Source organism: Alcanivorax sp. (genome assembly GCF_014762765.1).
In the GTDB taxonomy this organism is placed as follows: Bacteria; Pseudomonadota; Gammaproteobacteria; order Pseudomonadales; family Alcanivoracaceae; genus Alcanivorax.
The window spans coordinates 1-24,267 of record NZ_JABURH010000064.1 but is presented as its reverse complement, the minus strand read 5'-3'; the positions used below and the strand labels follow the sequence as shown (position 1 = coordinate 24,267).

Annotated in this window: 21 protein-coding genes; 12 read left to right on the top strand and 9 right to left on the bottom strand. The window is 59.2% G+C overall.

What is annotated here, in order from left to right; all coding sequences use genetic code 11:
* Nucleotides 1-7 precede the first annotated feature (7 nt).
* The 6 genes from aroB to HUJ17_RS02365 all read left to right on the top strand — a co-directional run bounded on the left by aroB (nt 8) and on the right by HUJ17_RS02365 (nt 10,881).
* Entirely contained in the window at nt 8-1,087 is a 1,080-nt protein-coding gene (aroB, locus tag HUJ17_RS02390; RefSeq protein ID WP_290509193.1) for a 3-dehydroquinate synthase, read from the top strand.
* Nucleotides 1,077-2,678 carry an SPOR domain-containing protein gene (locus HUJ17_RS02385; RefSeq protein ID WP_290509192.1) on the top strand — a complete coding sequence of 534 codons (1,602 nt, stop codon included), beginning with the start codon at nt 1,077-1,079 and terminating at the stop codon, nt 2,676-2,678. Before aroB ends, HUJ17_RS02385 begins: the two co-directional genes overlap by 11 nt.
* A 143-nt stretch (nt 2,679-2,821) precedes the next feature.
* Nucleotides 2,822-7,285 carry a glutamate synthase large subunit gene (gene gltB / locus HUJ17_RS02380; RefSeq protein ID WP_290509191.1) on the top strand — a complete coding sequence of 1,488 codons (4,464 nt, stop codon included), beginning with the start codon at nt 2,822-2,824 and terminating at the stop codon, nt 7,283-7,285.
* A gap of 11 nt (nt 7,286-7,296) precedes the next feature.
* On the top strand, nt 7,297-8,718 hold the full coding sequence (locus tag HUJ17_RS02375) for an FAD-dependent oxidoreductase (RefSeq protein WP_290509190.1): 1,422 nt from the start codon (nt 7,297-7,299) through the stop codon (nt 8,716-8,718).
* Nucleotides 8,719-8,866: 148 nt separating this feature from the next.
* Nucleotides 8,867-9,928 carry a uroporphyrinogen decarboxylase gene (gene hemE, locus HUJ17_RS02370; RefSeq protein WP_290509189.1) on the top strand — a complete coding sequence of 354 codons (1,062 nt, stop codon included), beginning with the start codon at nt 8,867-8,869 and terminating at the stop codon, nt 9,926-9,928.
* Between the two features lie 170 nt (nt 9,929-10,098).
* Nucleotides 10,099-10,881 (top strand): hypothetical protein, encoded by a 783-nt coding sequence (locus HUJ17_RS02365; protein ID WP_290509188.1) that lies wholly within the window; start codon nt 10,099-10,101, stop codon nt 10,879-10,881.
* A 139-nt stretch (nt 10,882-11,020) separates the two neighbouring features.
* On the opposite strand, the gene HUJ17_RS02360 is transcribed toward HUJ17_RS02365, so the two are convergent.
* The 9 genes from HUJ17_RS02360 to HUJ17_RS02320 form a co-directional block, all read right to left on the bottom strand.
* Nucleotides 11,021-11,479, bottom strand: a complete 459-nt coding sequence (locus HUJ17_RS02360) for a YiiD C-terminal domain-containing protein (RefSeq protein WP_290509187.1) — start codon at nt 11,477-11,479, stop codon at nt 11,021-11,023.
* Between the two features lie 237 nt (nt 11,480-11,716).
* Nucleotides 11,717-12,052 carry a 4a-hydroxytetrahydrobiopterin dehydratase gene (locus tag HUJ17_RS02355; protein WP_290509186.1) on the bottom strand — a complete coding sequence of 112 codons (336 nt, stop codon included), beginning with the start codon at nt 12,050-12,052 and terminating at the stop codon, nt 11,717-11,719.
* Nucleotides 12,053-12,239: 187 nt separating this feature from the next.
* Entirely contained in the window at nt 12,240-12,950 is a 711-nt protein-coding gene (locus HUJ17_RS02350) for a hypothetical protein (protein ID WP_290509185.1), read from the bottom strand.
* Nucleotides 12,951-13,031: 81 nt separating this feature from the next.
* Nucleotides 13,032-13,433, bottom strand: coding sequence for a hypothetical protein (locus tag HUJ17_RS02345; protein ID WP_290509184.1), 402 nt, complete (start codon nt 13,431-13,433; stop codon nt 13,032-13,034).
* Nucleotides 13,430-14,245, bottom strand: coding sequence for a fatty acid desaturase (locus HUJ17_RS02340; RefSeq protein WP_290509183.1), 816 nt, complete (start codon nt 14,243-14,245; stop codon nt 13,430-13,432). The genes HUJ17_RS02345 and HUJ17_RS02340 overlap by 4 nt, the downstream gene beginning before the upstream one ends.
* Nucleotides 14,246-14,410: 165 nt before the next feature.
* Nucleotides 14,411-15,652, bottom strand: a complete 1,242-nt coding sequence (locus HUJ17_RS02335) for an acyl-CoA dehydrogenase family protein (RefSeq protein ID WP_290509182.1) — start codon at nt 15,650-15,652, stop codon at nt 14,411-14,413.
* Between the two features lie 105 nt (nt 15,653-15,757).
* On the bottom strand, nt 15,758-16,441 hold the full coding sequence (locus HUJ17_RS02330) for a 2-phosphosulfolactate phosphatase (RefSeq protein ID WP_290509181.1): 684 nt from the start codon (nt 16,439-16,441) through the stop codon (nt 15,758-15,760).
* Nucleotides 16,442-16,466: 25 nt separating this feature from the next.
* A complete protein-coding gene (locus tag HUJ17_RS02325; protein WP_290509180.1) occupies nt 16,467-17,009 on the bottom strand; it encodes a hypothetical protein in 543 nt (180 codons plus the stop codon).
* A gap of 173 nt (nt 17,010-17,182) precedes the next feature.
* Nucleotides 17,183-17,911: a ComF family protein gene (locus HUJ17_RS02320; RefSeq protein ID WP_290509179.1), complete on the bottom strand. Its 729-nt coding sequence runs from the start codon at nt 17,909-17,911 to the stop codon at nt 17,183-17,185.
* A gap of 42 nt (nt 17,912-17,953) precedes the next feature.
* Here HUJ17_RS02320 and bioB point away from each other — a divergent pair, with 42 nt between their 5' ends.
* The 6 genes from bioB to HUJ17_RS02290 all read left to right on the top strand — a co-directional run.
* The gene (gene bioB, locus HUJ17_RS02315) at nt 17,954-19,117 is read left to right on the top strand and encodes a biotin synthase BioB (protein WP_290509178.1); all 1,164 of its coding nucleotides are present in this window, start codon (nt 17,954-17,956) and stop codon (nt 19,115-19,117) included.
* Between the two features lie 3 nt (nt 19,118-19,120).
* Nucleotides 19,121-20,293, top strand: coding sequence for an 8-amino-7-oxononanoate synthase (gene bioF / locus HUJ17_RS02310; protein ID WP_290509177.1), 1,173 nt, complete (start codon nt 19,121-19,123; stop codon nt 20,291-20,293).
* Nucleotides 20,294-20,368: 75 nt separating this feature from the next.
* Nucleotides 20,369-21,181, top strand: a complete 813-nt coding sequence (bioH, locus tag HUJ17_RS02305; RefSeq protein WP_290509176.1) for a pimeloyl-ACP methyl ester esterase BioH — start codon at nt 20,369-20,371, stop codon at nt 21,179-21,181.
* Between the two features lie 7 nt (nt 21,182-21,188).
* Nucleotides 21,189-21,968: a malonyl-ACP O-methyltransferase BioC gene (gene bioC, locus HUJ17_RS02300; RefSeq protein WP_290509175.1), complete on the top strand. Its 780-nt coding sequence runs from the start codon at nt 21,189-21,191 to the stop codon at nt 21,966-21,968.
* A 154-nt stretch (nt 21,969-22,122) separates the two neighbouring features.
* The gene (bioD, locus tag HUJ17_RS02295) at nt 22,123-22,767 is read left to right on the top strand and encodes a dethiobiotin synthase (protein ID WP_290509174.1); all 645 of its coding nucleotides are present in this window, start codon (nt 22,123-22,125) and stop codon (nt 22,765-22,767) included.
* 194 nt (nt 22,768-22,961) lie between these two features.
* On the top strand, nt 22,962-24,267 hold a 1,306-nt coding region (locus tag HUJ17_RS02290), incomplete at its 3' end, for an alkaline phosphatase D family protein (protein ID WP_290509173.1).

Below are 24,267 nucleotides of genomic sequence, written 5' to 3'. Positions count from 1 at the left end.
AGATCCAATGCGAACACTTCAGGTGGCCTTGGCCGAGCGTAGTTACCCGATCCATATCGGTGCCGGTCTGCTCGACACCTTCCCCATTGCTGAGCAGGTGCGCGGCAATCAGGTGATGATCATTACCAATGAGACCATCGCCCCGTTGTATCTGGCGCGTCTGACCCGGCATTTCTCCGCAGCCCAGTGCGATACTCTGGTTCTGCCTGATGGGGAGAAGTTCAAGACGCTGGAGACTCTGGAAAGCATTTTTGATGCCCTGATGGCCAAGCGCCACTCGAGAACTACTACTCTTATTGCTTTGGGTGGCGGCGTGATTGGCGACATGGTCGGCTTCGCTGCCGCCTGTTATCAGCGAGGGGTGGACTTTATTCAGGTGCCCACTACGCTGCTGGCCCAGGTGGACTCGTCGGTGGGCGGAAAGACGGCCGTTAATCACCCTCGCGGAAAGAACATGATCGGTGCGTTTCACCAGCCGCGTCTGGTGCTGATTGACACCGATGTGCTGGCTACATTGCCGCAGCGCGAACTGGCGGCAGGCTATGCGGAAGTGATCAAGTATGGCCTGATTCGCGATCCCGGTTTTTACCATTGGCTGGAAACCAACAACGGAAAATTGTTGTCCAGAGATACAGAGGCGTTGTCCGAAGCCATCTATCGCAGTTGCGAAAACAAGGCGCAGGTGGTGGCCGATGATGAAACCGAGCAGGGTAATCGTGCCCTGCTCAATTTGGGGCATACCTTCGGCCATGCGATAGAGACGGCCACTGGCTACAGTCAGTGGCTCCATGGTGAGGCGGTAGCGGTCGGCATGCTGATGGCAGTGCATATGTCGGTCAGGCTTGGCTGGGTGGATGCGTCGCTGGAGCCTGGCCTTGCAGATCTGCTGGCGCAGTGGCAATTACCGGTCACGATTCCTCCGGGGATGACCCCGGATCAGTTCATGGATCTGATGGCGCTGGACAAGAAAGTACAGAATGGCCAGCTGCGTCTTGTGTTGCTGCGACAGCTGGGCGAGGCTGTGGTCACTGCAGACTACGATGCGGTGGTATTGCGCCAGACGCTGGAGGCTTTTTGTGGAATATGATGATGATCGTTTTTTCAGTGGTGCATCCCGTGGCGATTATCTGGATGCATTGACTGCCCATGCCGGCCTGGGCTCCGTAGTTGCGCTGGAGGGCGATAGCGGTAGTGGCGTATCCACCTTGCTCGGCCACACGGTGATGGCGCTGCTTGGCGACATGGAGATTGTCAGGATTGATGGCTCTGCCGAGCATAATGCCAATGTGGTTGTTGAGGCCTTGTTGCGGCATTTTGACATCGATCGGGCTGCGCTTCCTGAAAAGCTTCGGGAAACCCTGACTGACGGTCGCATACTGGTGGTGGTGGATAACAGCGAAGATCTGTTGGATGAAGCCATCGCTACCATGGCAGCCTTGAAGCAGAAGCTGGGCGCCCGGCTTGGGTATCTGTTCGGTGGTTTGCCGGGTACAGTGGAAAAGCTGAAGGGAGCGGATCTGGCGCTGGATGACGTGCTTGATCTGCCCTCCCTGGTTGCCGACGACATTCAGGATTTTGCCTGGTTTGTACTTGGGCTGGAGCTTGATGAAGGTCAGGCAGACCGCCTGCGGCATGATAGTGATGGCAATATTGCCCGCCTTCTGGAAGTGCTTCGTAGCCAGGATGTCGGCGCACCGATGATGATGTCCGCTTCTCCAGAGGAAGAGGACGCCGAGCCCGCTCCTGTATTTGCATCGCGTCCGGCTGATGATAATTCCCAGGCAGAGCTGCACCTTTCTTCCTCGGAAGCGGATGAGGTTGAGGATGGTGTCGAGGGTGATGATGAGGAGTATCAGGATGACGATCAGGATCACCGTGCCGCGGTGACCCCGCCATGGCGTCACGTGGCGGCCGTTGTCGGGCTGCTGGTTGTCGTGGTTATTGTCTGGTCGGTCTTTTCCGGCGGCAGTGATGACGGGGCGGTGCAGGGAGAATCTCGTCAGCTTGCTCTGCCGGTTCCCGAGCAATCCGGCGCTGAGGTGGATGCAGATGCTGGCGGTGAAGATGCACCTGCGCGCCCGTTGACATCTTCCATGGAGCCGGTGGCGAGATTGGAGGATCTTCCGGAGCGCCAGGCTTCAGAGCAGGATCCGCAAGTCGATAAAGAATCCACCAATGTGTCCCTGGCGCCGGTAACGGATCCGGTCATGCAATCTGCCCCGGCCAGACAAGAGCAGGAAGTTCGCGTGGCGCAGGAGTCTACGGCTGTCCCCGCCGAAGAGTCCAAACCGGAGGCGCAAACGACGCAAGAAGCAGTGGCGCAAAAGTCCGCCGAGGAGCAGGATACGGTGCCTGCCAGTGCGCCGGTCCTTAGTGGCCTTGATGCCGAGCTGGGCTATCAGCAGGAAGACTGGTTGGCGACCCTGGACGATAATCGCTGGTTTCTGCAGATTACTGTCACCAGCCAGGAAGCCAATGCTCGGGGAGTGCTGGACCAGCTGGAGCGCAAGGGGGCCTATTATCGCGCCGAACGTAACGGAAAAGCGGTTTATCTGGTGCTCTCCGGGGACTATTCCAGCCGCCAGGCAGCACTGGATGCAAAGTCGACGTTGCCTGCAAAGTTGCGCTCAGCAGGGCCATTTCCCCGCAAGATGGCCGATATTCGCGGCGAACTTTGAAAACCAAATTACCCCTTGGGCGACTGTTCAATTTGTCGCCCGAGGGCGCAATGTGTAGAATGCATATCCCTTTTTTGCCGTCACCACTATCCTGACGCCATTCGCCTTCTGTAAGTCTCTGAATTTCAAGAGGAAAGGTTTTGATGCAGCAGAACTCAACGCTGGTGCGGGGGCTCACTGAGCCCGGAGAATTCCGGGACAACTGTGGTTTTGGTCTGATTGCCCATATGGAGGGCAACGCCAGCCACGAGCTTTTGCAAACGGCCATCGAAGCACTGACATGTATGACTCACCGGGGCGGCATTAATGCCGATGGAAAAACCGGTGATGGCTGCGGTCTGTTGCTCAAGAAACCCGATTCTTTCTTCCGCAAGGTTGCGGAAGCTCAATCCATTAGTCTGCCGGACAACTATGGCGTGGGGATGATCTTTACCCACCCGGATGCCGACCAGGCCGAACAGCAGAAAGCCGCCATCAATACGGCCCTGGAAGCGCAGGACGTGCAGGTGCTGGGCTGGCGCGAAGTGCCCACCGACGACGCCTGTCTCGGTGATCTGGCCCGTGCCTCTCTGCCCGGCTTCTGGCAGGTGCTGGTGGCAGCTGACGGCAATACCGAGCAGGAGCTTAACCGCCGCCTGTTCTTTGCCCGTCGCCATGCGGAGAAGGCGTTGGAGAGCGATGGCTACTTCTACGTCTGCTCCCTGTCTGCCTCGGTGATTTCCTACAAGGGGCTGATGATGCCGGTGGACCTGCCGGCCTTCTTCCCGGACCTGGGTGACAGTGCCATGGAAACCGCCATTGTGGTGTTCCATCAGCGCTTCTCCACCAATACCTCGCCGCAGTGGCCGCTGGCCCAGCCGTTCCGGTATCTGGCTCACAACGGGGAAATCAATACCGTACAGGGCAACCGTAACTGGGCGCTGGCCCGGGAAAACAAGTTCGAAAATGAACTGTTGCCCGGTCTGGAAGAGTTGAGCCCGCTGGTTAACCGCACCGGCTCCGATTCTTCCAGCATGGATAACATGCTGGAAGTGTTGTTGGCTGGCGGCATGGATCTGTTCCGCGCCGTGCGCATGATGATCCCGCCGGCCTGGCAGAACGTGGAAACCATGGATTCCGATCTGCGGGCTTTCTACGAATATAACTCCATGCACATGGAGCCCTGGGATGGTCCCGCCGGTCTGGTGATGACCGACGGCCGTTACGCGGTTTGTATGCTCGACCGTAACGGTCTGCGCCCAGCCCGCTGGGTAGTGACCAAGAACGGCTTTATTACCCTGGCCTCGGAAATCGGCGTGTACGGTTACAAGCCGGAAGACGTGGTGGCCAAGGGTCGGGTCGGACCGGGCCAGATCCTGGCTGTTGATACCGAAACCGGTGAAGTGCTGCACACCAAGGACATCGACAATCGTCTCAAGGTGCGTCACCCCTACCGGGACTGGCTGAAAGGCAACGCCCTGCGCATCGAAGCGGACTACGACCACGAAGTGGAGCGTACCGACGAGGTGGATCAGCAGGACCTGCTCAGCTACCAGAAGTTTTTCCAGATCAGCTTTGAAGAGCGGGATCAGGTGCTGCGTCCGCTGGCAGAATCCGGCCAGGAAGCCACCGGCTCCATGGGCGATGACACGCCCATGGCGGTGCTGTCGCGCCGTGAGCGTTCCCTGTACGACTACTTCCGCCAACAGTTTGCCCAGGTGACCAACCCGCCCATCGATCCGCTGCGCGAAGCGATCGTGATGAGCCTGGAAACCTGTGTGGGTGCCGAACGGAATGTGTTCGAGGAAACCGCGGATCATGCCGACCGGGCGATTTTGTCCACTCCGGTGCTGTCCCATTCCAAATTCACCAACCTGATGAAGATCGATCGTCCCGGGTACGATGTGGCCAAGCTAAGCCTGCATTACGACCCGCAGATCGGTCTGCGTCAGGCGGTGGAAAATCTTTGCGAGCAGGCCGCCCAGGCCGTCCGTGATGGCAAGGTCATTTTGGTACTTACCGATCACGGTATCGCCCAGGATCAACTGACTATCCATGCGCTGATGGCCACCGGTGCAGTGCATCATTACCTGACCGAAAAAGGTCTGCGTTCTGACGCCAACATTATTGTGGAAACGGCCACTGCCCGTGATTCCCATCACTTCGCGGTGCTGTTCGGTTTCGGTGCTACTGCCGTTTACCCGTACCTGGCCTACGACGTGATCTCCGACATGGTGCGTTCCGGCGAGCTGCTGGGCGATGCGGTGGAACTGCAGAAGAATTTCCGCAAGGGCATCAACAAGGGCCTGATGAAGATCCTCTCCAAGATGGGGATTTCCACCATCACCTCCTATCGTGGTGCCCAGCTGTTTGAAGCGGTGGGGATCGCCAGTGATGTGGTGGACCTGTGCTTCCGCGGTGTGCCAAGCCGTATCCAGGGCGCCAGCTTCGAGGATTTCGAAGCCGACCAGCAGAGCCTGGCCAAGGATGCCTGGAAGCAGCGTAAGCCCATTGATGCCGGCGGCATTCTCAAGTACATCCATGGCAAGGAATATCACGCCTTCAACCCGGACGTGATCTATGCCCTGCACCGGGCTACCCAGGACAGTGACTACGACGCCTACAAGGAATACGCCGAGCTGGTCAACAAGCGCCCGGTGGCGACCCTTCGGGATCTCTTTGCCTTGCGCGACGATGTGGACGCCATTGATGTGGAAGAGGTTGAGCCGCTGGAGAACATCCTGCTGCGCTTCGATTCCGCAGGCATGTCCCTCGGTGCTCTCAGCCCGGAGGCCCACGAGGCCATCGCCACCGCCATGAATCGTCTGGGCGGTCGTTCAAACTCCGGTGAGGGCGGCGAAGACCCGGCCCGTTACGGCACCGAGCGGGTGTCCAAGATCAAGCAGATCGCCTCCGGCCGTTTCGGTGTGACCCCGCATTACCTGGTCAACGCCGAAGTGCTGCAGATCAAGGTGGCCCAGGGCGCCAAGCCCGGCGAGGGCGGCCAGCTGCCCGGCGGCAAGGTGAATGCGCTGATCGCGCGTCTGCGTCACTCCGTACCCGGTGTGACCCTGATTTCGCCGCCGCCGCACCACGATATCTACTCCATTGAGGATCTGGCCCAGCTGATCTTCGACCTCAAGCAGGTCAATCCGGACGCCCAGGTGTCCGTGAAGCTGGTGTCCGAGCCTGGCGTGGGGACCGTGGCGTCCGGTGTGGCCAAGGCCTACGCGGACCTGATCACCATTTCCGGTTACGACGGCGGTACCGCGGCCAGCCCGCTGACCTCCATCCGCTATGCGGGCTCTCCCTGGGAGCTGGGCCTGGCGGAAGCCCATCAGGCCCTGCGTGGCAACGACCTGCGCGACAAGATCCGGTTGCAGACCGATGGTGGTCTGAAGACCGGTCTGGACGTGATCAAGGCGGCCATCCTGGGTGCCGAGTCTTTCGGTTTCGGCACCGTGCCGATGATCGTGCTGGGCTGTAAGTACCTGCGTATCTGTCACCTGAACAACTGCGCCACCGGCGTAGCGACCCAGCGTGACGATCTGCGCAAGGAGCACTTCATTGGTGCCCCCGAGCTGCTGATCAACTACTTCACCTTCGTGGCCAAGGAAGTCCGTGAGCTGCTGGCGTTGCTGGGCGTGAAAAGCATTCCCGAGCTCATCGGTCGTACCGACCTGCTGAAAGTGCTGGAAGGCGAGACCGTGCGTCAGGGCAAGCTGGATCTGACTCCGATCCTGCGCAACGACCTGGTGCCGGCGGACAAGCCCACCCACTGTCAGGTCAACCGTAACGAGCCGTTCGACAAGGCGTTGCTGAACCAGAAGATGGTGGAAGACATGTTGACCGCCATCGACAGCAAATCCGGCGGTTCCTTCCACTACGAGATCACCAACTGTGATCGCTCCGTGGGGGCCCGGGTGTCCGGCGAGATTGCCAAGCGCCACGGCAACCTGGATATGGAAACGGCGCCGATCAAGGTCCGCTTCACTGGTACTGCCGGGCAGAGCTTCGGCGTGTTCAACGCCGGTGGTCTGCACATGTACATCGAAGGTGATGCCAACGATTACGTGGGCAAGGGTATGGCCGGCGGCAAGCTGGTGATTCGTCCGCCCAACGGCAGCCCGTTCAAGAGCCAGGAAACCGCCATCATCGGTAACACCTGCCTGTACGGCGCCACCGGCGGCAAGTTGCTGGCGGCCGGGACGGCCGGTGAGCGTTTCGGGGTGCGTAACTCCGGTGCCCACGCCGTTGTCGAAGGTGCTGGCGATCACTGCTGTGAATACATGACTGGTGGTTCCATCACTGTGCTGGGTCGCACCGGGCATAACTTCGGTGCCGGCATGACCGGTGGTTTCGCCTTTGTACTGGACGAGGACAACGACTTCTTCGACCGCATCAACCCGGAACTGATCGAACTGCATCGCATCAGCTCCGAAGCTACCGAATCTCACCGCAGTCACCTGCGTGGCGTGATCTCCGATTACGTGCAAGAGACCGGCAGCGAATGGGGCCAGTACATTCTGGATAACTTTGATGCCATGAGCCGCAAGTTCTGGCTGGTTAAGCCCAAGGCCGCAAGCCTGGAAAACCTGCTCAAGAGCACGCGTGCCAATCCGGCATAACGGGGGAGACCATGGCTGAACGTTTGAGTAATAACTTCCAGTTTCTCGACGTGCCCCGGCACGATCCGAAGAAAAAGGACATTGAAGACCGCAAGCACAAGTACGAGGAAATCTACTACCCGTTCGAAACCCGGGAAGTGGAGCACCAGGCACATCGTTGCCTGCACTGCGGCAACCCGTACTGTGAGTGGAAGTGCCCGGTCCACAACTACATTCCCAACTGGTTGAAGCTGATCAGTGAAGGCAACCTGATGGAAGCGGTGGAGCTGAGTCACCAGACCAACTCCCTGCCGGAAGTCTGTGGCCGTGTCTGCCCGCAGGACCGTCTCTGTGAAGGGGCCTGTACCCTGAATGACGGTTTCGGTGCGGTCACCATCGGTGCCACCGAGAAGTACATCACCGACACCGCCCTGGCCATGGGCTGGCGTCCGGACATGTCCAAGGTGGTGTGGACCGACAAGAAAGTCGCCGTGATCGGTGCCGGCCCCGCGGGTATTGGCTGTGCTGACGTGCTGGTACGCAGCGGCGTCAAACCGGTGGTCTTCGATCGTTATGAGGAAATCGGCGGTCTGCTGACCTTCGGCATTCCCGAGTTCAAGCTGGAAAAACCGGTCATGGCCAAGCGCCGTGAGGTGTTTGAAGGCATGGGCGTGGAATTCCGCCTGGGCGTGGAAGTGGGCAAGGACATCACCATTGATGAACTGCTGGCCGACTACGATGCCGTCTTCATGGGCATGGGCACCTACACCTACATGAAGGGTGGGTTCCCCGGTGAAGACCTGGATGGCGTGCACGAAGCACTGCCGTTCCTGGTGGCCAACGCCAACCGTAACCTGGGTTTCGAAAAAGACCCGGCCGACTTCATCGACATGAAGGGCAAGCGTGTTGTGGTGCTGGGTGGTGGTGACACCGCCATGGATTGTAATCGCACCTCCATTCGCCAGCAGGCGGACAGCGTGGTCTGCGCCTACCGTCGTGACGAAGAAAACATGCCCGGTTCCCGTAAGGAAGTGGCCAACGCCAAGGAAGAAGGCGTTCAGTTCCTGTTTAACCGTCAGCCCATCGAAGTGGTGGGAGAAGACGGCAAGGTTACCGGCGTGAAAGTCGTGGAAACCAAGCTGGGCGAGCCGGACAACAACGGTCGTCGTCGTCCCGAGCCGATCCCGGGCAGCGAGGAAATTCTGCCGGCGGATGCGGTCATCGTGGCCTTCGGTTTCCGTCCCAGCCCGGCGGACTGGTTCGAACCAAAGAATGTGGTGACTGACGATTCCGGCCGTGTTCAGGCGGCGGAAGAACAGGAATTCCCGTTCCAGACCAGCAACGAAAAGATCTTTGCTGGCGGCGACATGGTTCGTGGCTCAGACCTGGTGGTAACCGCCATCTGGGAAGGGCGTGAAGCGGCCAAGGGTATTCTTGATTATCTGGACGTGTAAGAAAGTCGAAAGTGTGACAGGGAGGGCCCGCAATGCGGGCCCTTTTGTTATGCGCACAACGGGCTCAATAGGGTAAAGTTGCCGACTATTGCCGATTGTTTCAGAGCGCCGTCCACAGATCTTCGGCGTCAGACCCAAAGGATCACTCATGACCTTCGTTCCTCTACAAAACGACCGTTTTCTCCGTGCCCTCAACCGTGAGTCTGTGGATCAGACTCCGGTGTGGATGATGCGCCAGGCCGGGCGCTATTTGCCGGAATACCGGGCCAGTCGCGAGCATGCTGGCTCGTTCATGGATCTGTGCCAGAACGCGGACCTGGCCTGCGAGGTCACCCTGCAGCCGCTGGAACGTTACCCGCTGGATGCCGCCATTCTGTTCTCGGATATCCTGACCATCCCCGATGCCATGGGGTTGGGGCTGTATTTCGAGACCGGAGAGGGACCGAAATTCCGCAAGGTAGTGCGCACGGAAGCAGACGTGGCGGCGTTGCCGATCCCGGACGCGGAAAGTGATCTGGGTTATGTGATGAAGGCGGTCAGCACCATTCGTGGCGCACTCAATGGTCGGGTGCCTCTGATCGGGTTTTCCGGCAGCCCCTGGACGCTGGCCACTTATATGGTGGAAGGCGGTTCCAGCAAGGACTTTCGCCACCTCAAGGCCATGGTGTACAGCCAGCCGGAGCTGGCCCATGCCCTGTTGGACAAGCTGGCCCAGTCGGTGACTTCGTATCTGAATGCCCAGATTCGCCATGGTGCACAGGCGGTGCAGATCTTTGATACCTGGGGCGGAGCGCTGTCCGCCGAGGCCTACCAGCAGTTTTCCCTGAAATACATGCAGCAGATCGTTGACGGTCTGATTCGCGATCACGAAGGCCGCAAGGTGCCGGTGATCCTGTTCACCAAAAACGGTGGGCTGTGGCTGGAGTCCATGGCGGCGACCGGCTGTGATGCCCTGGGCCTGGACTGGACTATCAATATCGGCGAAGCCCGCCGTCGCGTCGGTAACAAGGTTGCCCTGCAGGGCAATATGGACCCGGCGGTGCTGTACGCGTCCCCGGATGCCATCCGTGCGGAAGTGAAGCGGATACTGGCAGATTTCGGCGACCATCCGGGCCATATCTTCAATCTGGGGCACGGTATTACACCCCAGGTGGACCCGGCCCATGCGGGTGTCTTTATTGAAGCGGTGCAGGAATTCAGCAGGAAATAACAAAGCTACAAGCCTCAAGATGCAAGCTACAACGCGAATCCGGGTTTTGTCTCGTCTTACGTCGCAGGCGCCGCGCCGGGGGATTAGGCGCGGCGCCTTGCGTTCAAAACAGATAAAACATTCAAGCGCGTTGTAGTTTGTAGCTTGAGGCTTAAAAGGGGGGAAGGGGAATGCGTACTGTAGTAGCTGTCCTGTTACTGGTGTGGGGAGCACCGGCACTGGCCATGTCACTGGCGCTGGCCAAGGTGGAGCGGGCCGGGGAGGGGGAAAGTGAGCAGCAGGTCTGTGACCGGGCCCTGCAGATGATGACTGAGGAGCTGCACGCCAGCCTGCTCAGTGTCATTGCTGCCACCGATGATTATCAGACGCGAATGCAGGCTTACAAGGAGCAGGATCGATCGGAGTCCCTGCTCAGAGATGCCTATCTCAGTCAGTTGCAGGAAGAAAAGCCCACTCTGCAGGGGCGTCGCTGGAGCGGTTCGCGTTGCACGCTGCGGGCCCGCTATGAGGCGGATATTGATGCCCTGGCCCGACGAGTGCCGATTCCCGAGAAGTCGCAGACAAACCGTCCGCAGCACCAGGACGAGCCGCCACCGGGTATCGACCCGAAGACCTGGGAGCTGTTCAGTAGTAGCCGTGACCGATCCGCCCTGGCGCAGACATTCAGCACGGTGTCGGTGCTGCGAATGCAGATCAGTGAGTACTACCTGTCCAGTGGCACCTGGCCGGGCAGCCTGAACGATATGGGCATAGCCCCGGAGCAGGTGGTGGGACAGCGCATCAAGCGAGCTTACATGCTTCGCGAAGGTATGCTGAAGCTGGAGTTAGGCGGTCGCCTGGAAGGCCATGAACTGACTACCTGGCCGGTGGAAGGCGGGGTGCGCGGGCTGGAATGGCAATGCTCGACTACCGTCAATATGGGGCCGAACGGGTTCTGTGAGCAGGCAGAATAACAAGCTGCAAGCCGCAAGCTACAACACGATTGCCTGTTTTATCTATGTTGAATGCAAGAGGCCGCGCCCAAAGCTCTGGCGCGGCGGCTGCGAGGAAAAACCAGACAAGCCCCGGATTCGCGTTGTGGCCTGTCGTGCATCACCCGCCGATCTTGCGCATCTGATAGACGTTATGGGTGATGGCAACTACCTCGCCATTGGCGTCTTTCAATTCCACGTCCCATTCGAAGTCGCATTTACCCACCTCTTCCGTGGTCTTTTCGATGCGTGAGATCTCCTCCTCGCTGAGGGTAACCTCCACTGTGATGTCGGTGGTGGCCGGACGGCGGAAGCGGATCGACATGTCCTTGACGATGGGGTAGAAGCGTTTGGTGTCGAAGGACGTCAGGTAGATTACTCCGCCGGGTAGTTCGGCGATGGTGTAGAGCGCGCCCGCATACATGATGCCCACATGGTTAAGATTGGGTTCAAGGGGCATCATCATTTTGCAGTAGCCCCGCTCCACATCCAGAGTTTTCACTCCGCAGCGCTCTACAAACGGAAAGGTCTTGTCACTGGCGGCTTTGATCAGGGTTTTCTGTTCTTCGGAAAGGGACATGCTGTTTCTCCTTCGGTTGAGAAGGATGCTAGCAAAGGCGACAGTTGTTGCCGCAAGCCGTTTTTATCATGGCGGTGGAGGAAAAGGTCAAAAAGAGCTGCAAGCTACAAGTTTCAAGCTGCAACGCGGACGAGGCAGTGCCAACCGAATGGCGCCTTGCCCGCGATATTGACGACAAAGTTGAAGAGAACGTCGGGAGCTTTTTTCGACGCTCCTGTCCAAAAACGTAACTTGTGCTTAGAGCAGCGCGTCGGTCTTGGCAGCACAGATAAAATCATTGCGGTGTAGGCCGCCAATCTTGTGCGTCCACCAGGTGACGGTGACCTTGCCGTATTCGGTGAGAATGGCCGGGTGGTGGCCTTCACGTTCAGCCAGCTCTGCCACCTGATTGGTAAAGGCGAGGGCTTCGGTAAAGTTGCCGAACGAGAAAGGCCGTTGCAGTTTTTCGATGCCGTCTTCCTCCACCAGAATCCAGTCAGGAATCTGGGGATGCAGTTCCTGGCGCTCCTGATCTGTAACACTGGGGGCATCAGCTCGACATGCGTCGCAGTTCTGTTGTGTCAGTGAAGTCATAACAGCAGTGAATGGTTGATAGTGAATAGTTAACAGCACAAACCAACAACCAATCAGTCAGGTCTTTGTGCTGTTTTCTCGGTTCATGGAGCCCGCGCTACTGCTATGAGGTGCGGGCTGTTACCCATTCAGTACACACCAAGCCCCTTGTTCGTTGCAACTTTTAACTTTGAGCTGGCAACTGACTTCAGGCCGGTTCGCACAGTCGAACCGGGTCACCATCGGTGCCGCCAGGGGCCATTTTCTTCAAGAGCCGGCGCAGCTTTTCCATGTCCGTGTCGTCGCGGACACGGCCGGGGATTTCCATGCCGTCGGCCAGGTTCAGCAGTACCGCCTTCATTTTTTCGGGCATCAATACCGGTTGGCGATGCTGCAGCACATAGATGCGGTCGCCACGCTTGAACAGCATGAAACCATAGTAGTACGTGCCGCTTTCCGCCTCGCTGTCTTTCACCTGGGCAGCATCCACATTGATGCCAATGATGGCGAACAGGGCGCGAGGATCGGCGTCTTCCAGGAATTCCCGGTAGGAGGCCTCCGCACTGATAATCATGGGGGCCTTGGCAACCACTTCACGCAGGTAACTGTTCAGGGTCAGGTTAAGCAGGGTCAGGTCGGAAGCAAATCGCGGTGCCTGGATCATCGGATGGTTTTCTGCGCTCAGATAGTCCACTCGGAACAGGCGTCCGCTACCATCCCAGAAGGTGGTCGAGCCACCATTACGGTCACAACGCTCGTCCAGCACCACTTCACCCCGGAAGGTGTTGATGCTCATGTCCAGAATATAGGCGCCGGCGGGAGAGAAGTAGTAATCCCCTTGTCGTTCGCCCTGAAGATTCTGGCAACTGGCGAGCAGTAGGGTGCAGATCAGTAACGCGGCAGTTTTGATTGTTTTCATTATTCGCCCCGGATAGAAAAAGCCCGTCGATCATAGCACAACCAACCGCATGTGCAGCGATTGGCAGTGATCTTCTTGAGGTCAGAGGATGGGTAGGCCTTCCAGAGGGATCACGGTTTTCTGTTGGCTGGCCTTGCGGCTGCGATTGTAATGCCAGGTGGCCTGGTGGGGTTTGTCGTAGACCCGCGCGGGCAGTTCCGAGACAGGGATCTGGCAGGCGCTGATCTCGCTGGCCGCCTGGTTGAAGCGGGCCAGCAGCTCGGCGGAGATGACCTGTTGACGCTCGGAGACGGCGTCGCTGCATTGCTGGCCTTGAGTCTGCAGGTAGTTCACCGCCGGTGAGATCAGTACATATTGCTGCAGCTGTCTCTGGCTGGCGTCGACCACCTCGATGCATTGGTGCACCCAGTAGTAGTAGCAGTCCTGGGCCCGGGCGATGGCAGCACAGGTCATGATCAGGCAGACAAGCAGGCCACGTATCATGAGGGCACTCCTCCGCGTTGCTGACGGGCGGGTTCCCACTGCAGCAGGATGTTGTCGGTAATCAGATGCTCGGGTATGCGATGGCGGATCTTGTCGTGTAATTCCGGTAGCTGGCTCCAGTGGATCCCGGGCAGCATATGGTGGGCCGTGTGGTAGCCCAGATTCCAGGATGGCAGATTGTAGCGTTTCAGCTCTACATTGCGTGAGGCGTGATAGTGGTCACTGAAACCGGTGCCGGCATGCTGGCCATAGGTATTGTCCAGCAGCATGAACAGCATGGCCGCCATGGGCAGGATGAAGAGAATCAGTGCGTTACGCGGGTCGTATAGCAGCGCCATTAGCAGAGGGGTGTTTGCGAGCACTAACAAACGAAGGAAGCGGCGGTACAAAAGAGGGTGCTTTTGTCCGATACGGTGGATTTCCGGATAGACCCTCAGCGTATTGACCAGCACATAGCGCCAGCGGGGCATCAACGAGCCATCCGCCTGCTGCCAGGGGGAAGGGTCCCTGTCTGGCTCCAGATAATGCTTATGGTGGCCGATATTGTGATGCAGGGTCCAACTCAGGGGGCTGGTGCCGGTCTGCAGGTAGAGAATGCACTCGAACAACCGGTTTAACGGCTTTCTGACGAACACATTCACATGGTGATGGTTGTGGCAGATGGCACCACAGGATACCTGTACCGGTAACAGTGCCAGCATGGCCAGCCAGGTTGTCAGGCCGTCACTGTAGAAAAACAGGCCCAGTTGAATGGAAAACACCGCCAACACCAGGGCAACTGCGGCACGATCAGCCCTATAGCGTACTAACATTTCAACCACCCAGGCTGATTTCTCAGCCTTTACTACGAATAATGGTTGAGTGTATGTCGTAATTCAGAGTGTGATGAAGACCACAAAAACCATTCTGCCCGGCGCAATGGTCAATATGCTGACATTGCGACAGGCAAAAAGCTTGCGACCTTTATGGTCAATTGCTTACACGCGACCCAGCAGATCCCGGGCAATGGCGATGATCTGCATTTCGTCGGTCCCCGCGTAGATCTGCAGAATCTTGGCATCACGCATCAGCTGTTCCACCCGGGATTCTCGCATGTACCCGTAACCACCATGGATCTGTACCGCTTCGGTGGCCACCTCCATGGCCGCCTGGGCGGCGTACAGTTTCATGGCGGAAGCTTCGGCCAGTGTCATCTGCTGGCCCGCGGCGGTCATTTCGATATAGCGGAACACCATATTTTGCAGGTTGGTGCGGGCCACTTCCATTCTGGCCAGCTTGAGCTGGATAAGCTGATTCTGCCCGATGGCCCGGCCGAACTGGACCCGGTCATGAGCGTACTGGGTGCTCAGTTGCAGCGCCCGTTCCACCATCCCCAGCGCCATGGCAGCGACACCGGCGCGTTCCTGCATGAAGGTGCCCTTGGCGCCGCTACGACCGTAGCTGTCTTCGCTGCCTCCCAGCAGCCGGTCGGCGCCCACCTTCACATCGGACAGGAACAGCTCGCCGGTGGGAGAGGAGCCGATGCCCATTTTCTTGAAGGGTTTGGATTGCTCCAGGCCTTCCATGCCGCTGTCGAGGATAAAGGAAACAATCTTGCGCTGATCGGCGGGCACACCTTCTTCATCCAGCTTGCAGATCAGGATGATGGTATCGGCGTAGGGGCCATTGGTGATCCAGGTCTTGCTGCCGTTGATGATATAGCCGCCATTGCCGTCGCGTCTGGCCAGCGTCTTCATCTGCCCGAAGGCATCGGAGCCGGCGTTGGGTTCGGAGATAGCCCAGGCCCCGACTTTTTCCAGGGTGAGCAGAGGCAGGGCCCAGCGCTCTTTCTGCTCGATGGTACCCTTGCTCATGATGGCGCCACCGCCAAGCCCCATGGACACCCCCATGGCCGTGACAAGCCCCTGGGCATGTTTGCAGATTTCAATAATGGGGATCATGCGCATGGCCGCCTCTTCGCCGGCCATGGCAGAAGGGCCGTCTTTTTTCTTTTCCCCGACGGTTTCCCCGGCGGCAATGGCTTTCTCACGGGCGAGCTGTTTCTCGAAAGACTGCTGGGCCATGACATCCATGCCGAAGGTCTTGATCAGTTTGCGGAGGATGTCGTAGGGCGGCACGCCGTTGTACTCGATATCGTCCAGCTGCGGCACGATTTCCTTTTCCACGAAATCGCGCACCATTTTCTGGATCATCTGTTGTTGTTCGGACCACTGGATCATGGGGCTATCCTGTCTGTTGAATTGGTTTCAACAGTAGCAAGTCCGAGGTGGTGGCCGCATTGATCAAAAAGAACGGAAATCTTGACGTCCCGGGTCAGCAGCCTGCTAGGGAGCCGGGTGAGCGGTGATGCAAGGAATCGGATCAAAGCGCACCCGCATGATCAGGGCACCGGGGCCTTCGCTGGTGGCGGCCGCTTCAATATCCTCGGGGCGAAGACGGGGGTGAGTGCCGTCGTAGAATTTTTTTGCGGCCTTGGCATTCAGGGTGCGTTCACGGGCAGCAGCGTAACTGACTCCTTCGCCGCCCAGCAGGTGGCGGATGTACTCCGCGCAGGCCACGTCTTCGTCACCTGTGGGGTGGGAGGCCACCAGCACCACGGTGGACGGATTCTTTTCGCGCAGATAGTTGGCCGTGGCTTCCGCGTTGACCAGCCCGGCCACCAGCACCTCCTTACTATCCTGAGCTTTCAGGGTGGCGACCACGCCGTTGGTGGTGCGCAGGATCAGTTCCCGGTCCTGCAGGTCGGCCTGGTCAATTTCCCAAGGGGAATTGCCGAAATCGAAGCCCTTTATCGGCAGGGCCTCCACTTCGCCGGCCAGCAAGGCATCGGGCAGGTGCTCGTCACGCAGGGCAAAGGCCTGCTCAGCATTGGCAACCGGCCAGATGCAGCGCAGCCCCCTACGAAAAGCATGGTGGCTGGTGGTGAAAGCCCGGATCACGTCGATCACCACAGTGATGCCATGAATGTTGTGTGGGGGGTTATGCCCTTGGGCAATATGGACTTCCATCGATGATCCTTTTCAGAGCGCTGGTTCAGAACAACAGACCAACGCCCCAGGTTGCGTTGTCGAAAATCTCTTCATCGCTGTCCTGGTATTGTTCCACCGCAACGGTAAAAGTGATGCGGTCACCCAGGGTCATTCGGTCTTTCGGGGTGCGTTTGCCGGTAAAGAAATCCACCACCGAGCGATAGTTGAAATCGGAACGGAAGCGCAGCAGGTCTCCGTGGTTACCGTAGCCATACTGGATCTGCACGATACGGCCGAAACCAATGCCGGCGTAAGCGTTGTTGACCCGTTCGCCATCCGCGTCTGAAAGGTCGTCCTCACGCTGGTCGGAGCGCAACGGCGAGTCGCCGAATTTCTTGCTGCCGATGCCTCCGTTGATGGCCACGCTGCTGTAATTGGCATCAACAAAAAAACCGGTGTCCACATTTTCGGTGGGATCCACCCTGCCCACCGAGAAGACGGTGCCGCGGATCAGGGTGACGCCGCTGTATCGATCTTCGGCATAGGCGTGACTGGCAAGGGTGCCGACCAGCAAAAACAGGGTGATCAGGGTTGTTATTGTTTTCATGGGTATCCCTCCGTGAACAAGGGATCATTATGCCTAACAGGCGATTGAAATACAGTCCGGGTAGCTGATTCTGTGGGAGGCGATGCTTGAATTGCGAAGGTGCCGTCAGGGCCGCCGTTATTCGCGATGAAAGCATCCCTTCCCACAGTAGAAAAGACGTTTTCAGAGGCCCCTCAACGCTCCGGAGTCCGTGCCAAGGTCCATACCCGCACTTCCGCGGCGCCATGGCGCAACAGACATTCACTGGCTGCCCGGGCACTGCTGCCGGTGGTCATAACGTCATCTACCAGTACCAGCTTCAACCCGCTGACTGGCCGAGCGCAGGCAAAGGCGCCACGCAGATTGCGCCGCCGCTGGCTACGGCTGAGGCCTTGTTGCATGGGGGTTGATTGTTGACGTTGCAGTGCGGGCAAGGATGGCATTTTCCACAGGCCGGCGAGACGATCGGTCAGCCGCTGGCTCTGGTCGAAGCCCCGCTGCCAGCGGCGTCGCCAGTGGGCGGGCAGTGGGCATAGGGCATCCATGTCCGGCCAAGGGCAGGGCGTGTCCGCCAGCAGTTGCTCGATACCCCTTTCCGCCACCAGATCACCGCGGTACTTGTAACGGCGAATCAACCGATCCAGCGGGAAGCTGTAGCGCAGCGGCGCCTGACTGGCGGTAAAAGGAGGCGGGCGACGCAGGCAGCGCCCACATAGCGGTGCCGGAAGCTCATCGCCAGGGCTGCCAGCTGGGAGGGGCAGGCCGCATCGACACAGCGGGCCTTCCAGGCGCGCCAGTAATGCCAGACAGGCTGGGCAGACCCGGCTGCTCTGTGTCTGACCACAAAACAGGCATCGGCAGCTCTGGTCGAAAAATGATCGACAGTAAACTTTTGTTGCCTCTATCAGGTTGACAGGTGCCATATTGCTCCCTAGCCTGCTTGAAGTCCCGAATGGAGAAGAAGCATGCCCGCAACCGCCAGCCCCGCCCAATCGTCAGCCTCTGACGTTGCTGTACGCCATGACTGGAAACGCAGTGAGATCGACGCCCTGTTTGCCCTGCCATTCAACGATCTGTTGTTTCAGGCAGCCAGCGTGCACCGGGCCCATTTCGATCCCAACGCGGTGCAGGTGAGCACTCTGCTGTCGATCAAGACCGGGGCCTGCCCGGAGGACTGCAAATACTGCTCCCAGTCCGGCCACTACAACACCGAGCTGGAAAAGGAAAAGCTGCTGGAAGTGGCGCGGGTAGTGGAAGAAGCCCAGGCCGCCCGTGACAAGGGCGCCTCGCGTTTCTGTATGGGGGCCGCCTGGCGTAGCCCCCGCGACAAGGACATGCCCTACGTGCTGGATATGGTGCGTCAGGTGAAATCCCTGGGACTGGAAACCTGCATGACCCTGGGCATGCTGGATCAGGGGCAGGCGGAAGCGTTGGCGGATGCCGGCCTCGATTACTACAACCACAACCTGGACACCTCGCCGGAATACTATGGCCAGGTCATTACAACCCGCACCTATAACGACCGTCTCTCTACCCTGGCCAACGTGCGCGATGCGGGCATGAAAGTGTGCTGTGGCGGTATCGTGGGCATGGGCGAGCAGCGTGATGACCGGGTCGGTCTGCTGCAGCAGCTTGCCAATCTGCCGCACCATCCGGAATCCGTGCCCATCAATATGCTGGTGAAAATCGAAGGGACACCGCTGGCGGATGTGGATGATCTGGACCCGTTCGAGTTTGTCCGCACCGTGGCGGTGGCCCGTATTCTGATGCCGGAATCCTATGTGCGCCTGTCCGCCGGTCGCCAGGAGATGAATGATGAGGCCCAGGCCCTGTGTTTCCTGGCCGGTGCCAATTCCATCTTCTACGGCGAGCGGTTGTTGACCACGGACAACCCGGAAGCCAGCCACGACAAGCAGCTGTTCAACCGGCTGGGTATTCACCCTCTGGACCTTCGCCATGAAGCCTCCGACGAGGCCCACGAAGAGGTGATCAAGGCCCAGGTGGCCGAGCAACAGGCAGAAGACGCCGGGCTGTTCTATAACGCCATGGCGCAGAGCGAGGGCGGCAAACGTCCGGCCAAACATGTGCTGGACAAGGACACCGGCCGGCCCGCTGCCACCGAACATTGAGCCATGGCTTTCGATCTGGCTGCCGACCTGGCGGCCCGCCGTGAGCAGCACCGTTACCGCCAACCCGTAATTCAGGACGGCCCCTGTGGCCGTTATGCGGTGGTCGACGGGCGCCGGTATCTGAATTTTTGCAGCAACGACTACCTGGGGCTGGCCAATGACCCGGCGGTGATCAAGGCTTTTCAGGGGGCCGTGGCAGACTGGGGCGTCGGCAGTGGTGCCTCCCACCTGGTCTGCGGCCATCAGCGCCCCCACCAGCAGCTGGAAGAGGCGCTGGCCGACCATGTCGGTCGCGAAAGCGCGTTGCTGTTTTCCAACGGTTACATGGCCAATCTGGGGGTGATGACCGCCTTGCTGGGCAAGGGCGATGCGGTTTTTCATGATCGCCTGAACCATGCCTCCCTGCTGGATGGCGGGTTGCTCAGTGGCGCCCGGTTTCGCCGTTTTGCCCACAACGATGCATCCGCCCTGCGGGGTCAGCTGCAGCGCAGTGATGCGCGCCGCAAGCTGGTGGTCACTGACGGTGTGTTCAGTATGGATGGCGACGTGGCGCCGTTGTCTGACTATGCCGCTGCCTGCGACGACAATGATGCCTGGTTGATGGTGGACGATGCCCATGGTCTGGGCGTACTGGATGACCAGGGGCGTGGCAGTGTCGTTGCACAGGGCGTCAATGAGCGGGTGCCGGTACTGATGGGCACGCTCGGCAAGGGGCTGGGTACCGCCGGTGCCTTTGTGGCTGGCAGCCATGCATTGATCGAGATCCTGATACAATTCGCGCGCACCTATATTTATACCACCGCCATGCCGGCAGCGGTGGCGTCAGCCACCCTGGTGAGTCTGTCCAAGGCCCGTGAAGAGCATTGGCGTCGCGAAAAACTGGTTGTGTTGATTCAGCGTTTTCGGGCCGGAGCCGCGCAATTGGGTTTCACCCTGATGGACTCGGCTACCCCGATCCAGCCCTTGCTGATCGGCGCTGATCAGCAGGCCATGGCCCTCAGCCAGCAACTGCGCGAGCAGGGCTTTCTGATCACCGCCATTCGCCCGCCCACGGTGCCGGACGGGCAAGCCCGGTTGCGGGTCACCCTGTCGGCGGCCCATGAAGAAAGCGATGTGGATGCGTTGCTGGCGGCGCTGGAAAAGGTCGGATGTCGGACATCTGACGTCGGACGCTAACCACGATAGCCGGATTATGTTGTTTGTTTTTGTCGTCAGGCCTCCGACGTCAGACGTCTGACCAAAGGAACTCGAATGCCCAAGCTGATCCCTTTCCATAACACCTACAAAGCCACTGGCGTCGCGGATGCGGATGCCCAGGACGTGGTGCTGATCCATGGTTGGGGTCTGCATGCCATTGTCTTTGACGACATTGTGCCGGCATTACTGGAGCGGTTCCGGGTCACCGTGGTGGATCTGCCGGGCATGGGGCAAAGCCCGCTGCCCAATGATGACTACACCCTGGACTTCCTCGCCGACCAGGTGTTGGCCATCATGCCGGAACAGGCCCATCTGCTGGGCTGGTCCCTGGGCGGGCTGGTGGCACTGGCCATGGCCGAGAAGGCGCCGCAGCGGGTGCAGTCCGTGGTCACCGTGGCCACCTCGCCGCGCTTTACCGCGGCAGCGGGCTGGGAGCCGGCCATGAAGGCGGACATCCTGGCCAAGTTTGCCGAGCTGTTCGATGAAGACCACGAAGGTACTCTGGTGCGCTTCCTGGCCCTCAACTGCAAGGGCAGCGCGGCCATGCGCGAAGACACTGCGCGCTTGAAAGAAATTCTCTATTTCTGCGGCCTGCCGGCGCCCAGAGCCCTGCGAGGCGGGCTTGATATCCTCCGCGATACGGATCTGCGTGACACCCTGTCAGCGTTATCCATGCCGGTGCTGATGGTGTTTGGCGAGCACGACCATATCGTACCGGCGGCGGCCATGGCGGCGGTGGAACCCCTGATCCAGAAGGGTCGCACCGCACTGATCGAGCAGGTGGCCCATGTGCCTTTCCTGTCCGCTCCCGATACCTTTACCCGGGCGGTCTATGACTTCTATCGCGACCATCGACTGGTCCACTGAGGCTGCCGTGGACAGACCTGTCAAGACGGCGGTCAGCCAGCACTTCAGTCGTGCCGCGCGCAGCTATGATGCCCATGCGGCGTTGCAGCTGGCGGTAGGGCGCTCCCTGGTGCAGCGCTTGCCGGCGCAGCTGGTGACACCGTCTGCACTGGATCTGGGCTGCGCCACCGCACCGTTTGCCCGCGCCCAGCAACAGGCCCTGCCAGGCGTATTGTGGCAGGCGGTGGATCTGTCTTCCGATATGCTGAATGAGGCCGCCGAGCGGGGTCGATTCAACGACCATTACCAGCCGCTGTGCGCCGATGCAGAATCGCTGCCCGTGGAGAGTGGGTCCCAGGGGCTGGTGTTTTCCTGTTTTGCCTTGCAATGGTGTGACCCGACCCGGGTGATGGCGGAAGTGCATCGGGTGCTGGCACCGGGCGGTCGACTGTTGCTGGCGGTGCCGTTGGCGGGCTCCCTGCGGGAATTGAGCCAGAGCTGGCAAGCGGTGAATCATCGCCCCCATGTGAATGCCTTGCCAACGTTGGGCGACTGGCAAGAAGCCTCACTGCGGGTCGGGTTTGCTGACGTGCAAATTCAGCAACAGGTGATGGTGGAATATTACGAATCGGTCAAACAGATTGCCCGCCGCCTCAAGGCCACCGGCGCCGACCATGTCAGTGGCGCCAGCGGCCTGACCGGCAAGCATGCCTGGCAAGCCATGGTGGCCGAGTATGAAACCAAACGGACCGGTCAGGGCTTGCCGTTGACGTGGAATGTGCTGTTTCTGGAAGCGGAAAAGCTTTGAGCTGCGCTGATTGGATTTAGAATGGCCTAGACGTTCGCGGGGGCTGAAGTGTCTACGAGGCCGCTTGTAGGAGTTCCTCTTGAGGGACGAACCGTGCGAAGCACGGAATCGACCGCAGGGTGATCAAAGCGATAAGTTCAATCCAAGGATAGCTATGGAAAATCAGAAGCCACCTCTTCCCGCCCTCAAGGGCGTCTTCTTCGTCACCGGCACCGACACCGAAGTCGGCAAGACCTGGGTGAGTTGTCGTCTGCTGGAGCGGGCCCGCGAGGCCGGGTTGAGCTGCTATGGACTCAAGCCGGTGGCGGCGGGTTGTGAGGAAACGGCGGAGGGCTGGCGTAATGACGATGCCCTGCAGCTGATGGCAGCCAGTTCGGTGACATTGCCCTATGAGCTGGTTAATCCGGTGGCACTGAAAGCGCCAGTAGCGCCACATATCGCCGCCCAGCAGGAAGGCAAAGCGGTTACCCTGGCGCGTCTGGCGGGCTATGTACGTGGCGCCCTGAATGCCCACAAGGCGGACCTGATTCTGATCGAAGGTGCCGGTGGTTGGCGGGTGCCGCTTAATGATCGGGAGATGTTGTCCGGCCTTGCTGCCGAACTGGAACTGCCGGTGATTCAGGTGGTGGGCATGAAGCTGGGCTGCATCAATCATGCCCTGCTTACCGCTGAAGCGATAAAGAAAGACGGGTTGCGCTATGCCGGTACAATGGCCAATTGTTTTGGTTCAATGGCGGTTCAGGAAGAAAACCTGCTCACTTTGCGCCAGCATTTACCCGGGGCCTTTGCTGTGGTGTAAGTGCAGTTTGAACAGCGAAAATCATCACCTGTTCAACGCCTTTTCATGCCTCTGTCACCTTTAACTGGGCGTTTACAGGTAGCTACATAGTACTACAGTGCAACTACCCAAGGCCCACTGTTTCGATGCAATTTCCTGCCTAATCTTGAGTCGTCATCGTGTAAAGCGATGGTATTCAATCAGGGGGAAGTTCCATGGATCGCAAACGACGTCGCCTGGTGCAGGCACTGGGTGCAGGCAGCGCACTGGGCCTGGCGGGCTGCGGTGGTGGTAGCAGCTCGCCATCGACACCGGTCAATACGCCCACACCCAATCAGCCGGATGTTCCGGATCAGCCTGATGCCTTGCCCGGCGTCTCCTTTTTGCATGGTGTGGCCTCCGGAGATCCGCTTGCTGACCGGGTGATTCTGTGGACCCGGGTCACCCCGGACCTGGGCAACGGTGAGGATGTGGCTGTGACCGTCACTGTTGCCAGTGACCCGGCCATGCAACAGACCGTTGCCTCCTATGGGGCCACCGCTTCAGCGGCAGCGGATTATTGTGTGAAGGTGGATGCGACCGGGCTGCAGGCGGATCGCTGGTACTACTACCGGTTCTCGGTGGGGGAACAGACCTCCCCGGTAGGGCGTACCCGGACTTTCCCGGCTTCTGATCGTTTTGTTGATCGCGCCCGTTTCGCAGTGGTGTCCTGTTCCAATTACCCCAACGGCTTCTTCTCCGTCTACAGGGCGGTGGCCAATCAGGCGGACCTGGATTTTGTCCTGCACCTGGGGGATTACATTTACGAATATGGCGCCGGTGAATATGGCGACTTCCCGGAGCGGGATCCCCAGCCGCCCCATGAAATGGTGGCGCTGAGCGATTACCGTCAACGCCATGCCCAGTACAAAACCGATCAGGATCTGCAGGCCATTCATCAGCAATTCCCCATGATCGCTGTCTGGGATGATCACGAGTCTACCAACGACAGCTATCGTGACGGTGCCGAGAATCACCAGCCGCTCACCGAGGGGGACTGGGAAACCCGTAAGCAGATTGCCCAGCAGGCCTACTTCGAATGGCTGCCCATCCGACCTCGCGAACCGGGTAATAACAGTGTGATCTATCGCCGTTTCCAGTTCGGCGATCTGCTGGATCTCACCATGCTGGACACGCGTCTGGAGGGTCGTGACGAGCAACTGACGATTCCTGCTGACCCGGCCCGTAACGATGAAGACCGTCATCTGATCAGCGCCGAGCAGATGGACTTTCTGCTCGATAGCCTCAGCGCTTCCTCCAGCCAGTGGCGTTTCATTGGGCAGCAGGTCATGTTTGCCCAGCTCAACATTGCCGAGCTGCCGACCCTGGATGAGCGTAGTGCGCAACTGCGCGGCAATCTGTCCGCCATCAACATGGATCAATGGGATGGCTATGCGGCGGACCGGCTGAAAATTCTCAACCACATCGACGACAACAACATCGACAATGTGGTGATTCTCACCGGGGATATTCATACCTCCT